At 38.3% G+C, this 13231-nt stretch carries 11 protein-coding genes; 7 read left to right on the top strand and 4 right to left on the bottom strand.

The genetic code is table 11. The features are described 5' to 3' along the window. Together corA and JHD79_RS17890 are read left to right on the top strand one after the other, a co-directional pair. A complete protein-coding gene (gene corA, locus JHD79_RS17895) occupies positions 1–1119 on the top strand; it encodes a magnesium/cobalt transporter CorA (RefSeq protein WP_199120673.1) in 1119 nt (372 codons plus the stop codon). A gap of 22 nt (positions 1120–1141) precedes the next feature. After that, entirely contained in the window at positions 1142–1450 is a 309-nt protein-coding gene (locus tag JHD79_RS17890; RefSeq protein WP_199120672.1) for a phosphoribosylpyrophosphate synthetase, read from the top strand. On the opposite strand, the gene JHD79_RS17885 is transcribed toward JHD79_RS17890, so the two are convergent. After that, on the bottom strand, positions 1447–2127 hold the full coding sequence (locus tag JHD79_RS17885; protein WP_199120671.1) for a response regulator transcription factor: 681 nt from the start codon (positions 2125–2127) through the stop codon (positions 1447–1449). The genes JHD79_RS17890 and JHD79_RS17885 overlap by 4 nt on opposite strands. Continuing rightward, positions 2127–3602, bottom strand: coding sequence for a sensor histidine kinase KdpD (locus JHD79_RS17880; RefSeq protein ID WP_199120670.1), 1476 nt, complete (start codon positions 3600–3602; stop codon positions 2127–2129). The genes JHD79_RS17885 and JHD79_RS17880 overlap by 1 nt, the downstream gene beginning before the upstream one ends. Before the next feature lie 122 nt (positions 3603–3724). Here JHD79_RS17880 and JHD79_RS17875 point away from each other — a divergent pair, with 122 nt between their 5' ends. The 4 genes from JHD79_RS17875 (at position 3725) to mgtE (ending at position 8885) form a co-directional block, all read left to right on the top strand. Next, positions 3725–4912 carry a redoxin family protein gene (locus JHD79_RS17875; protein WP_199120669.1) on the top strand — a complete coding sequence of 396 codons (1188 nt, stop codon included), beginning with the start codon at positions 3725–3727 and terminating at the stop codon, positions 4910–4912. 96 nt (positions 4913–5008) lie between these two features. After that, positions 5009–6232, top strand: coding sequence for an MFS transporter (locus JHD79_RS17870; protein WP_199120668.1), 1224 nt, complete (start codon positions 5009–5011; stop codon positions 6230–6232). Between the two features lie 266 nt (positions 6233–6498). Beyond that, positions 6499–7395: an oxygen-dependent coproporphyrinogen oxidase gene (hemF, locus tag JHD79_RS17865; RefSeq protein ID WP_199120690.1), complete on the top strand. Its 897-nt coding sequence runs from the start codon at positions 6499–6501 to the stop codon at positions 7393–7395. Between the two features lie 140 nt (positions 7396–7535). Further along, on the top strand, positions 7536–8885 hold the full coding sequence (gene mgtE / locus JHD79_RS17860; protein WP_199120667.1) for a magnesium transporter: 1350 nt from the start codon (positions 7536–7538) through the stop codon (positions 8883–8885). A 125-nt stretch (positions 8886–9010) separates the two neighbouring features. Here the strand turns inward: mgtE and JHD79_RS17855 are convergent, their stop codons facing one another. Continuing rightward, positions 9011–9421, bottom strand: a complete 411-nt coding sequence (locus tag JHD79_RS17855; protein ID WP_199120666.1) for an organic hydroperoxide resistance protein — start codon at positions 9419–9421, stop codon at positions 9011–9013. A gap of 75 nt (positions 9422–9496) precedes the next feature. After that, a complete protein-coding gene (locus tag JHD79_RS17850) occupies positions 9497–11653 on the bottom strand; it encodes an FUSC family membrane protein (RefSeq protein WP_199120665.1) in 2157 nt (718 codons plus the stop codon). A 309-nt stretch (positions 11654–11962) separates the two neighbouring features. Between JHD79_RS17850 and JHD79_RS17845 the strand changes: the two genes are divergently transcribed. Further along, on the top strand, positions 11963–13138 hold the full coding sequence (locus JHD79_RS17845) for a P1 family peptidase (RefSeq protein WP_199120664.1): 1176 nt from the start codon (positions 11963–11965) through the stop codon (positions 13136–13138). The last annotated feature ends 93 nt before the right edge of the window (positions 13139–13231 follow it).

Raw genomic sequence — 13231 nt, 5'->3', positions numbered from 1 at the left:
ATGTCTAAAACCCAACGTAACAAGCATAAAAAGAAACGCTATGCCTTGCCGGCCCCAGGTACGAGCCCAGGCTTTGTTTTTATAGACGAAAATTCGTTGAAACCGCATATTAAGCTGCACAGTTTTAATGCCGATCATTATGAAGAAACAACGGTTGAGTATTTTAAAAGTGTTATCTCCAAGACCAATAAAGAAGATTTTTTTTACTGGGTGGAAATTAAGGGCTTGAATTCGGAGTCGTTGTTCGAGGTATTGAGCAATGATCTTCACATTCATAAGTTGGTACTGGAAGACATTACCAGGACTTATCATCGCCCAAAATTTGAGGAGTATGGAAATTATAATTTTGCCATTAGCAGGATGCTGAAGCTGGATGGAGATGGAAATCTAGAAAATGAACAGATATCTTTTATCCAGACCAAGAACGTGCTTTATACTTTTCAGGAAAGTTATGAAGATTGTTTGGACGCGGTAAGGAGCAGGTTAAAAGGAGGGAAGGGGAATATCAGGATGGCCGGAACGGGCTATCTGATGTATGCGCTTATGGATATGATCGTAGATTCGTATTTTTCTACATTGAGCAAATGGAACGAGGATTTAGATGAAATAGAAGATCGACTATTGCTAAAGCCCAACAAGTCTGTGATGTATGAAACACAGATGATTAAACGTAATCTTATTGCGGTTAGAAGGGTAATATGGCCAGAAAGGGATAAGATGAATGATATTCTACGTACTGAAAGTGAACTGATTTCCGATCAGACCAAAATGTTCATCAAAGATGCCTATGATCATTGCATTCAATTGATGGATATGGTAGAGAGCATGAAGGAGATAGCTGCAAGTAACATTGATATGTATCTCTCTATTATCAGCAACCGCATGAATGAGATTATGAAGGTGCTCACCATTATGTCATCGATATTTATTCCATTAACCTTTATAGCAGGCATTTACGGGATGAATTTCTCTAGGGAAGATCCTGTAACAGGTAAAATCATGCCAAGGAATATGCCTGAATTATATCAGGCACATGGTTATGAGTATACGCTTTTGGTGATGGTGGCCGTAGCCATTATTCAGGTGATTTACTTTTGGCGAAAAGGTTGGTTTAAGTAATTAATAATTAGTAAATTGGTATATGTATATATACGAAACACTTACTGAAGCTGTTGAAGATCTTGGCCAAAGAGGATATGAATATGATTTCAATTTGGGTGAAGAGTTCATCGAATGCAAGGCATTGGATCTGAAATTGATGCCCGAAGAATTTGAAATAGAAGAATTTTATCGTTTTGAGGGAATGAACGACCCTGCTGATAGCGCCGTGGTCTATGCCATTTCATCGCCTGTAGGCAATTTAAAAGGTGTGCTTATTGACGCCTACGGTGCCTATGCCGAAAATATATCGCCAGAGCTGCTGGGTAAATTAAAGATCCACCATGATTAACAGATCAATTTATAGCCCATTCCACGAATATTTAAAATCTGAATATTTTCATCATTTTTAAGATGCTTACGCAAGCGTGTAATGAAGACATCCATTGTTCTGGTATTGAAAAAACTGTCGTCGCCCCAAAGAGATAACAAGGCCATTTTTCTGTCTGTCAATTGATTTTTATTTCGATATAATAACCATAACAGCTCATTTTCTCTATTAGATAGTTTAATGATCTCTTTACCTAAGGTGAGTTCCTGTTTGCGATGGTTAAAATGATAATTACCGATGTTAATATCAGTAAAGCTTGAATCTTCCTGTTTTCGGGTTCTTTTTAATAGCTCCTCCACCCGAAGAAACAGTTCGTCCAAACTAAATGGCTTTTTAAGATAATCGTTTCCGCCACTTTTATAACCTTCAATTAGATCTGTGATCTCTTTTTTTGCGGTTAAAAAAAGGATAGGAACATCTTCATTAACTTTTCTAATTTGTTTTGCTAAAGTAAATCCATCCGTAAAAGGCAACATTACATCTAATATTAGCAGCTCATAAGCGCTATTTAAAAAAAGGTTATAACCTTTTTTACCATCGGCAGCATAGGTTACCCTATAACCTTTTTGCTTGAGGCTATCTTCAATAACCCTGGCCAAAAAAGGTTCGTCCTCTACTAAAAGTATGTGCTTGTCCATTATATGGGTAATTTAATCATAAAAATGCTTCCAATTGGTTGGTTGTCTAGTACAGTGATAGTACCCCGATGCTGCTCAACCACCTTTTTAACATAACTTAGGCCCAAACCATATCCTTTGATATCATGAACATTACCTTTTGAAATGCGATAAAATGGATCAAAGATCCTTTGCTTAAATTCATCGGCTATACCAGGGCCGTTGTCGGCTATGCGAATTTCAATTTCTTTTTGATTTCGGCTAATATGGATGTCGATGCGGGGTACTAATGAGTTATTATATTTCATCGCATTTTCTAAAACATTAGCAATAGCACGGTATAGGTGTATTTGATTACCTTTAATTAGCTGAACTGTCGTATTTGGTACGTACTTCAAATGGATATGATCCGTTAATTTTAAATCATTTATCAGCGTTAACAGCAACGCATTCAACTCAATATTGTCATCTTTGGTAAATCCCAAGGTTTCTAATTTTGCACTGGTTAATATCTCTTTGGTTAATTCTATTAACTTTTTGGTCTGATATAAAATGATGTTTAAATAATTCTCACGGATTGCTTCATCAGCAGGGAATTTTTGCAGTGCTTCAGTTGTAATTTGTATGGATGCTAACGGAGTATTTATTTCGTGGGTCATGTTGCTGATGAACTGATCTTTAAGTGCCACCAGTTTATGCTGGTTAAATAAAGTGATAATGGTATAGTAAAAACAGGATAAGGTAATTCCAACCAACAGTAAGGAGCTGATAATTAACCATTTCATTTCCTTTAAATAATAGTGGTTCGGATTTTCTAAACTTGCCCAAACCGGCTGTATTTCATATGGTTTTCTTAAAGCTGTATTCACTTTATCAGTTAGAAAATGACCGTTAGTCATTACATATTTTGGGTTTAACGTAAAGTCAGAAGAGATTTCCTTTTTCTGAAGCTCCTTTTTATATAATGCAGATAGGGTTTTTATGTTCAGTTTACTATGATCAAATACTTTGCTAATGCTATCGCCCAATCCCTGTGTATAATAATAGATATTTCCACTTTCTATGTCTCTTTTAAATACTCTATTGGCAAAATGATTAATGAAGAGGATTTTAGCTGCTGGCGTTATTTTTTTGAGTTTTTGTTTAAATGTAGTCATACCCATTTGGAAAAATTTTGTTTTTCTGGCCGTATCTTCCAAGAAACGTGGATGCACATCCTGTATGGTAAAAACCGTAGCGCTATCCCTATTATTGGTATTACATTCTATACGAATAAAGGAAGTGTCGGTAAGCCATTGTTTTACTTTTAAAACAAACTGTTGTTGTCTTAATGCTGCTTCTTGATCTACCGCAAGTGCTAAAGCAGTATTGGCATCTCTTTTAAAGTTGTGCACTGTAGTTTTATAATTCTGGTAGTTCCAATAGAGCTGCAGGCCGATAATACCTAAAACACAGCAGCTCATCAAAATTAATGTATAAACTATTTTTTTCTGCATGGTACAAACATAAGGGTCATCAATGAAAATGTTATCTGAGTTAACACTAATTAACTATGCGTTAACTGCAGTTAACTTTTGTAAATGGAACTTTGCTTCATTTTTGTTCAAAATAATTAGCAATGAAGAAAATAATGTTAATGGCTTTGTTAACTTGGAATAGTGCCTTTGCTCAGTTGAAAAATGGGGAACAAGTGCCAGAGATTGAATTTAAATCGGTTTTAAACTCGCGGTTAAAAAGTATTAAATTGAGCCAGCTTAAAGGTAAAATTGTATGGATAGAATTTTGGGCAACCTGGTGTGGCCCATGTCTTTCGGCAATGCCGCATTTGCAGCAACTACAAGCTAAATACAAAGATAAACTGCAGGTAATTACCCTCACAGATGAGGGAATTGAAAGAACTGAACAATTTTTGAAGGCTAAGCCTTCTAACCTTTGGTTTGCGGTAGATACGGCTAATTCAATATCGAAAATGTTTCCCCATCGATTGATTCCGCATAGTTTGTTGATTTCTGCTACAGGAAGCTTAATTGCAGCAACATTGCCTGAGAATATAACCGAAACGGTAATAGATAGTTTGCTAAATGGCAAAACAGTGCATCTTCCCGAAAAGAAAGATAATCTGACAACTGATTTTATAAAAGATTATTTCTTCGCAGAAGACACCTTGCAAACTAGGTTTTTAATTCAGCCAGAAATAAAAGGTGGGCCTGGAATGATGGTCACTTTTGCAGATAAACCAGCTTTTAAAGAACGAAGATTAACATTTATAAATGTTGGTGTTGATGTAATGTATAGAAAGGCTTTTGGTGATTTTTCATATGGAAGAACGATTAACAAAACCGGAGAAAAAAATGAGGAAATATATTGTTTGGACCTTCTGGTTAAGGACGGTAGAGATTTAATACCGACACTCAAAAATGAATTGTTAAAAAGGTTTGCTTTGCAGGCAAAAACAGAAAAAAGGTTAAAAGAAGTGTATGTGTTAAAAATTACGGATCTCCATAAATTCAATAGCATTCCAAGAAATAAATCAGGTCGTAGAACTTATTTATCCAGACATGGCGAAATTGACCAGGAAAGTATTACCATGTTAGATTTTGCAGACTTTTTAGAGAACTTTGGAACCTATAGATCTATTATCATTGATGAAACACACAATACCGACAAATTAGATATTAAGTTTTCTTTTCAACCTGAAAACCCATCCTCATTAAATAAGATATTGAGTGATATGGGCTTGAGTTTAGAAAAAACAGAAAGGGAAGTTGAGTTTTTAGTATTGTATAAAAACAATGAGGAGCAATGAGTTTTTAAATATTTTTTCAATACTTTTTAAAAAAAATTAAAAATTGCTTTTTGTTTTGATTTTTTTTGTAGTTTCAGCTCATCAAACTAAACTATAATGGACCAAAAGACAAAAAGCAAAAACATTGCTTTAATTATTCTGGTAGCTTCTTTAGGCTACTTTGTAGACATCTACGATTTAATATTATTTTCTGTAGTAAGGGTTAAAAGCCTAAAAGACCTTGGGGTTGCCGACGAAGACATGCTTAGTGTGGGCACTACCATTATCAATAGCCAGATGTTTGGTATGTTGTTGGGCGGGATTATCTGGGGGATTTTGGGCGATAAACGCGGCAGGCTAAGTGTGTTGTTTGGTTCTATCATTACCTACTCGTTAGCCAATATAGCCAATGGATTTGCCACCTCTGTAACGGCCTATACCATGATCCGTTTTATTGCCGGTATTGGTTTGGCAGGTGAGCTAGGCGCTGGTATTACCTTGGTGGCCGAGACCATGAGCAAGAAGAACAGGGGCTATGGTACCATGATCGTAGCCGGTGTGGGACTATTAGGTGCTGTAGCTGCCGCCCTGATCAGCGATCATTATACATGGCAAACCAGTTATTTTATTGGAGGTGGCATGGGACTCTTGCTGCTTTCTTTACGGATTGGACTTGTAGAGTCGGGCATGTTCAAGGAAACCACCGAAAAAAATGTACAAAGGGGCAATTTCTTGATGCTGTTTAACAAATGGTCGAGGTTTAAAAAGTACCTCTGCTGTATTTTAATAGGTTTGCCGCTATGGTATGTTGTAGGGGTACTGATCACTTTCTCGCCCGAATTTGGGAAGGCCCTAAATGCCAAAGGTGTACTTGATGCTGGTAAAGGCATTATGTATTGTTACATTGGTATTTCTGTAGGCGACGTGGTGGCAGGCTTCCTGTGCCAATTATTGAAATCACGAAAAAAGGTGATGCTCATTTTCTTGATACTTACGGCAATAGCGGTATTGATCTATCTGTATGCCTACGGACTGACCCCAGATAATTTTATATTCTTAAGCTTATTGCTTGGCTTTGCTTCTGGATATTGGGCCACTTTTGTGACCATTGCTGCAGAGCAATTTGGTACTAACCTTAGGGCTACCGTTACCACTACGGTACCTAACTTTGTACGTGGTTCATTGGTGGTCATTACTACTTCTTTCCATTTCTTTAAGGGACAATTTGGAATCATACAGGGCGCTATGGTGGTAGGATTTGCGTGTATTGCCATTGCTTTAATTGCCTTGAGCCAGTTAAAGGAAACTTTTAGTAAAGACCTGGATTATATAGAAAAATAATCAACCCGTATTCTGTTGTAAACAAAGGAACCAAAAATTCCCAGTTCAATCGTCATTTCCAACTTGCCTGCCTAAGGGTAGATAAGACTAGGGAATGGCGGTTTTGCTTTTTTAGGTATCTTTTCCTTAGGCCCCTGAACCATTTGCTTATGGTTATGCCATTGTTTAGCCTTTCCAATTCTATAATGTCAACCTAATGTACTATCTAACATCATTTTTCACTTAAATGTGGCATTAAGCTTAAATTTGGGTACCTAAAGGATAAAATCATGTTTAAGGATAGAGTTGCAGACGCGTATAAACAAATACAGGATCATATTTGTAAAGGTTTGGTCGAAGTTGATGGGAAAGCCCAATTTGAAGAAGAACTTTGGGAGCGTGAAGGTGGAGGGGGCGGCCGTACCAGGGTCATGCAGCACGGAAATGTGATTGAAAAGGGGGGCGTTAACTTTTCTGCGGTATATGGTAAATTGCCCGAATCGGTCAAAAGATCATTTAAGGTAGAAAATGATGAGTTCTTTGCTACAGGGGTTTCTATAGTCATGCATCCCGAAAATCCATTTGTACCTATTATTCACATGAACATCAGGTATTTTGAAATGGATGAACAGACACGTTGGTTTGGTGGTGGTATTGATCTAACGCCCCACTATGTGATACCTACCGATGCAAGATTTTTTCACTATTATCTTAAACAGGCCTGTGATCAATTTAAGGCAGAATTTTATCCTAAGTTCAAGGCCCTTGCCGATGATTATTTTTTCATCAGGCACAGAAATGAAACCAGGGGAATAGGTGGCATTTTTTACGATAGGTTAAAACCTGAAAATACAGGGTTGAGCTATGAAGAAATCCTTGATTTTTCTTTGGCCGTTGGGAACACTTTTTTGCCGGTATATACAGAGTTAATTGACCGTAATCGACATACGGATTATACGGAAAGCCATAAAGAATGGCAATATTTACGTCGGAGCAGGTATGCAGAGTTTAACCTGGTTTATGACTCGGGTACCAAGTTTGGCCTGGAAACCAACGGACGTATAGAAAGTATCTTAATGAGTTTGCCACCTACGGCAAAGTGGCATTATAATGCACAGGCCTTGCCCAATTCGCCAGAAGAAGAAACTTCAAATCTGCTGAAAAAAGGTATCGATTGGCTTTAGTTTTTGCAAAACTAAGATGGCTTTAATACACTAAGTTCCTTTATAGTGAGGAATTGTCATGGCTTTTAAAAGCCGTAATTTTATAAGTCTTTTCCTTTTTTAACAAAGAGAGCATGATATTATTTTTATCTTAGCAACGCATGCAATCATTCGAACTAGACAAAACAGATGTTTCTAAGTTGAAACGGGCTATAAGCGGTGACGATCAACTGCTTAAGGCCACTTTGTCTGAATACCATGCCTCTGAAATTGCCATTTTATTCGAAAGTATTGGCAAGGAAGACCAACAGCGCATCATCAATCTTTTAACGGTAGAGATTGCTTCGGAAGTCATCTCTGAAATGAGCGAGGAAGCCCATCCAGAAGAGCTTTTGATCCAATTACATCCAGAAAAACGGACTGAGATTGTGGAAGAGCTCGACTATGACGATGCTACAGATATTATTTCACAACTGGAAGAGCATGAGCAAAAGGAAATTCTGGGAGACCTGAGTGAAGATGATGCTTCAAGCATTAGAAACCTGTTGAGCTACCACGAAGAAACTGCGGGTGGGATTATGAATACCCAGATGATTAAGGTAAACCTTAATCTGACCAAGAAGGATGCTATTGATGAAATTGTGAGGCAGAGTGAGGAAATAGAGGAATTCTATACGGTTTTTGTGGTCGATGATGAGGGTGTTTTTAAAGGGATTGTTTCTCTTAAAGATATCATCAAGGCCAAGGGCAACATCAAGATTACCGAAATGGTAAACACCGATGCCGTGTATGTAAAGGCCGATACGGATCAGGAAGAAGTGGCGAAGCTCATTTCGCAATATAACCTTACAAGCATACCCGTAGTTGATGACCACTTGAAATTATTAGGTAGGGTTACTTTTGATGATGTGATTGATGTACTGGAAGATGAAAATACAGAAGATATCTTAAAAATATCTGGGGTATCGGAAGACGAGGAACTTGGCGGTAACTGGGTAGATGCGGTGAAATCACGTTTGCCATGGTTGATTATTAATTTGGGCACCGCATTTCTAGCTTCGGCAGTGATCCGTTATTATGATGGTACCATTAAGCAATTGGCCATTCTTTCGGCTTACATGACCATTATTGCAGGCATGGGCGGAAATGCGGCAACACAAGCTTTGGCAGTAACCGTAAGAAGAATTTCTTTATATGACTTGACCGATAACCAAGCTTATAGAACCGTATTAAAAGAGTTTACGGTAGGATTGATCAATGGGGCGGTGACTGGTTTAATCGTGCTCATTTTTGCTTTCTTTTTCGATGCCAATTTGTTGTTGGGACTGGTTATCTTTTTGGCAATGACAGGTAATTTGATTATTGCTGGGGTTACTGGAGCTGGTATTCCATTACTTTTAAAAAGAGTAGGTATTGATCCGGCCATTGCCTCCTCTATTATTATTACTACATTTACCGACGTATTCGGTTTTTTGCTTCTTTTGGGCTTGGCCAGCAAATTATTGTTGTAAGGCTAAAGGGGCCTCCAAAAAGTTTGCTTTATCATCATCTCTTCCTGTAAAGTCTTTATAGGTTTGGGTTTCTAAGAGAACAATAAAAAGGTTACGCTTTATGGAGGTCCTGTTTCTAGGGTTGGCTAAACTGCGGTTACCCTAACTTCAATGTTTCCCCTAGTGGCTTTTGAATAAGGACATGCCCGATGGGCCTTAACGGCCAATTGTTGCGCTTCTTCTATGCTTATTTGGGGAATGTGAACATCCAGGTCGGCAGACAACGCAAAAGCATTACCATCTTTATTGAAAGAGATGTGGACATTCACGTTTGCATTACTCACATCGACCCCGTCGTGTTCGGCTACACTGCTCAAAGCACCTAAGTAGCAGGCGCCCCATGCCGCAGCAAATAATTGCTCTGGATTTGGTGCCCCGCCTTGTCCACCCAGTTCCATAGGTTTTCTCAGTTCTGTTTCAAATATTCCATCACTAGATTTAGCCTGACCGTCGCGGCCCCCAACTACAGTTACCGTAGCCGTATATAATTTTTCCATCGTTTTTCCTATTGTTTAAACTATGAACAAATAAGAAAGCTTATGGTTTGTTATGCTGCCCTAAATAGAGTACTACTAAATTTTTATTTTTTCAGTGAGTTTGAAAATATCGTACGATACCTTTTGTATCAGGTCAAATTGTTCTTCGATCACCAGGTCGGTATCCGTTAAAATAACTTCTGGATTGTTTTTTCTTCTGATCAGGGGAACATTACTTGGTTCTGTATTCGCTTTTTGGAGATTTTCAACCGAATTGTCCAGCAAATAAATGGTATTGTCAGAGATGGGCTTGATTTCCTGGAAGTACACGCAGACAAAATGATGCTCTTTAATGTATAAAGACAGGCTGGCTATATAAGAAGAAAGCAAATGATTCAATACCGTAAACTGGTGCAGCTCCTTCATATATAACTGCTTGCTCTTTGGTTCGGAAAACATGCGCTGGAAAAGGGAAGATAGGTTTGAGGCATTTACGTAAACATTTTTTCTGGCCAGCTTATAGTTGGTCAGGTCAAATCCTTCTTCGAAGTAAAGTTTGATGACCTGCTCGAAATAGAGTTTGTTTGATTTTATGGTATCGAGCATGGCTTCCTTTAGCTTTTCGTGTTCCCAGTTGGGAAATAATGAATAACTGGCCAGCAATGCAATACCCGAACCAATCAAGGTATCGTAGATTCTTTCTTTTGCAATGGACATTGATCCCATGCCCAAAAATTCGAATAGAATAAGAATATAAGGGGTCATGAAAAGTACGCTGACCACATAGTTTTTGCGTTGAAAACTATAACCACCTATCATAAATACAATCAGTATCATAAATAAGGTGTTCTTATCGTGAATGTAATGCAATACGATCATGCCAAGAAAAGCACCGCAAATGGTTCCTATAATACGATGGTAATTTCTTTCTTTTGTTAAGCTGAAGCCCGGTTTGGAGATGACCAATATGGTCAATAAAATCCAATAGCTATGGGCAGATTCTAAATTTTTGGCCACAATAAAGCCAATAAGCATTACAATAGCCACCCTTAGCGAGTGCCTGAAGGTAGAGGAGCTGAACGTGAGGTTGTTCAATAATATTTTAGTATTGATTTCTTGGCTGGTTACAAATTTGCCCACATCAACATCGCCACTTTTTAGTTTGTTTTTTTCCTTTTTATTGAAGTACTTGTTAATGGTCCTGATCCTCCCTACAATATTTTCAATGTTGACCTCAATATTTTTAAGTGCAATAATGCCCAGTGTATTATAGTTTTTGCTTTTATGCTGTTCCAGTCCGTTAATTTCTTCCCTAAGTTTTGCTAAATCATTCTCTAGGCTATCGGAAACTGTTGGTAAACCACCACTTTTCAAGGCAAAGGCAATATCATCCAGCGAATCGGCAATTTTGTTGATGACTTCCTGATAATGGGATAAGATGCCAACGGAATCAAATTGCTCATGAAGTTGCTTATAATTATAATAGGTAGACATGACCTGTTCAAATAGGTCTACCATGTCTGTAAATACGATCAGCAGAAAACGGCCTTGTGGGGTCGATTCTCTTACAATTTCCCTGGTTTTGAATAACACCTCCCGAACTTCATCTTGTTTTTGGTGTACGTCTACCTGTAGTTGCAGCAGTTCTGAAAAGTTTTTTTCGTAATCGGTATTTTCTGCATAGAATTTTGCCTTTGCCCTTAAAAATTCACTGATCTCGTGTATGGAATCACTTAGGGTTTGCTGGGCTAGACGATAAGGCCTAATGCGATAGATGGTGTAGCTTAACAAAGTATACCATGCACTGCCCACGAGCACCAAAATACTATAAAAAATAACTTGCTGCCAGGGTCGTATATCATCTATACTCAGAATCATAATGAGCAGGACCGAGGTGCCTATAGATGCCGCTCTATTTCCATACAGAAAAAACATAGAGAATATAAAGCTGAAAACCACTAATAAAATACCTGTGAAAAGCTCACTTTTATTGGTTAGGCCAACAATAATGGAAACGATAAAAAGCAGTGCTGTGGTAATGAGCATGGCATTTCTACGATGTTGTATGGGACCGGCCGAATCAACAATACTTACACATAATGCCCCTAAAGATAAGGTCATTCCATATTGTAGCATGCCAAAATGTGCCATGATCAGCGAAGGACAGAGTACCCCAATGGTAATACGTAGGCCCTCTGCAAAGTAATTGCTGAGCAAAAAATCTTGGGTATTTCTAATGGGTTTTTGCAGCATATACAAATCTAATACTATTTGCCGTGGAATGGTTTTTAAAATAACAGGAAATCATACATATTCCTTTATTACAAATGTTTTAATTTTCTTTACCTGCTGCTCAAGTTATTTTAGCTTTTCCGTAGTGACCACATACAAACTGGTTTTTTGGCTATAATAAAAGGAGCTGGCTGCCAAACCTTAGATTATTGGAAGGTCTGGAAGGAACCGTTTATTTTCCTTCCGTATAAAATTAAAATTTTACATTGTTTTTCCGTCTATTTTTACTGATTGCAGTAGATAGCGCTTATATTTAAATAAATTAAACAGATGGATATTAAATATAGCATACTAATTTTTTTATGCTTGGGAACCGGTCTTTGCACCCAGGCCCAGGAAAAAAGAGGCAGGGCCAGAGACTTTGGCATATTTACTGGCATATTAAAGACCGGAAAGGCCAATGCCATTACGGATGTGGCCGGTGTTAAGGTGGGACATGCCACCTTGATTAAAGGTGATTCGGTAAGAACGGGTGTGACGGCCATTATTCCCCATGATGGAAATGTGTTTCAGGAAAAACTGCCTGCAGCAGTTTATGTAGGCAATGGCTTTGGCAAATCGATGGGCCTGTCGCAGATCAAGGAATTGGGCAATTTAGAAACCCCTATTTTATTAACGAATACACTTAATGCACCAATTGTGGCCAATGCGCTGCTCGATTATATGTTGGCCCTACCTGGAAATGAAAAGGTAAGATCTGTAAATGCCATGGTGGGCGAAACCAATGATGGGGGACTAAACGATATACGAGGTCGACATGTAAAAGCAGAAGATGTATGGCGGGCCTTAAAAGATGCGGAATCGGGTACTGTGGCCGAAGGAAATGTAGGTGCCGGAACTGGTACAGAAGCCTTGGGCTTTAAAGGAGGTATAGGTACCTCATCACGAGTATTGCCCTTATCTAAGGGAGGATATACAGTAGGGGTGCTGGTGCAATCTAATTTTGGCGGTGTATTGCAGATCAATGGGGCGCCGGTGGGTAGAGAGCTTAATAATTTCTATATGATGGATAAAAGCAAGCCCTATAAGGCCGATGGTTCTTGTATGATGATTATAGCTACCGACGCCCCTTTGTCTGATAGGAATTTGGAAAGACTGGCCAAACGTTCATATTTGGCATTCGGTACGGTGGGCGCCTTTTCCTCTAATGGCAGTGGCGATTATTCCATTGCTTTTTCAACTTATCCAAAAAATAGGGTGCCCTATGTTACTAACGATAAGTTCAGGACAATTGACGACCTAAACAACGACGAGATGTCTCCCTTGTTCATGGCCGTTTGGGAAGCCACACAGGAAGCTTTGTTGAATTCACTCTTTATGGCACAGGATATGAAGGGTATAAACGATAGAACCGTAAAAGCATTGCCGATCAAAAAAACGATCGATATTTTAAAAAAATACCATGCACTAGATCAAAATAAGTTGCCAATGGCACTGGAAAATTAGCAATTGATCTGTATTTTGTTAATAATTTGATTGTTAATAACTTAGGTGCTTTTGGTGAAATAGGTCTGTCTCTTATACACATCTCCGAGCCCA

It is taken from the genome of Pedobacter sp. ASV28, from assembly GCF_016428855.1.
Classification (GTDB): domain Bacteria; phylum Bacteroidota; class Bacteroidia; order Sphingobacteriales; family Sphingobacteriaceae; genus Pedobacter.
This window is presented reverse-complemented; position numbering and strand designations above follow the sequence as displayed.

Excerpts from the sequence above, each read along its gene's own strand:
- corA (WP_199120673.1), top strand. The coding sequence starts at position 1 with ATGTCTAAAACCCAACGTAACAAGCATAAAAAGAAACGCTATGCCTTG.
- JHD79_RS17890 (WP_199120672.1), top strand. The coding sequence starts at position 1,142 with ATGTATATATACGAAACACTTACTGAAGCTGTTGAAGATCTTGGCCAA.
- JHD79_RS17885 (WP_199120671.1), bottom strand. The coding sequence starts at position 2,127 with ATGGACAAGCACATACTTTTAGTAGAGGACGAACCTTTTTTGGCCAGG.
- JHD79_RS17880 (WP_199120670.1), bottom strand. The coding sequence starts at position 3,602 with ATGCAGAAAAAAATAGTTTATACATTAATTTTGATGAGCTGCTGTGTT.
- JHD79_RS17875 (WP_199120669.1), top strand. The coding sequence starts at position 3,725 with ATGAAGAAAATAATGTTAATGGCTTTGTTAACTTGGAATAGTGCCTTT.
- JHD79_RS17870 (WP_199120668.1), top strand. The coding sequence starts at position 5,009 with ATGGACCAAAAGACAAAAAGCAAAAACATTGCTTTAATTATTCTGGTA.
- mgtE (WP_199120667.1), top strand. The coding sequence starts at position 7,536 with ATGCAATCATTCGAACTAGACAAAACAGATGTTTCTAAGTTGAAACGG.
- JHD79_RS17855 (WP_199120666.1), bottom strand. The coding sequence starts at position 9,421 with ATGGAAAAATTATATACGGCTACGGTAACTGTAGTTGGGGGCCGCGAC.
- JHD79_RS17850 (WP_199120665.1), bottom strand. The coding sequence starts at position 11,653 with ATGCTGCAAAAACCCATTAGAAATACCCAAGATTTTTTGCTCAGCAAT.
- JHD79_RS17845 (WP_199120664.1), top strand. The coding sequence starts at position 11,963 with ATGGATATTAAATATAGCATACTAATTTTTTTATGCTTGGGAACCGGT.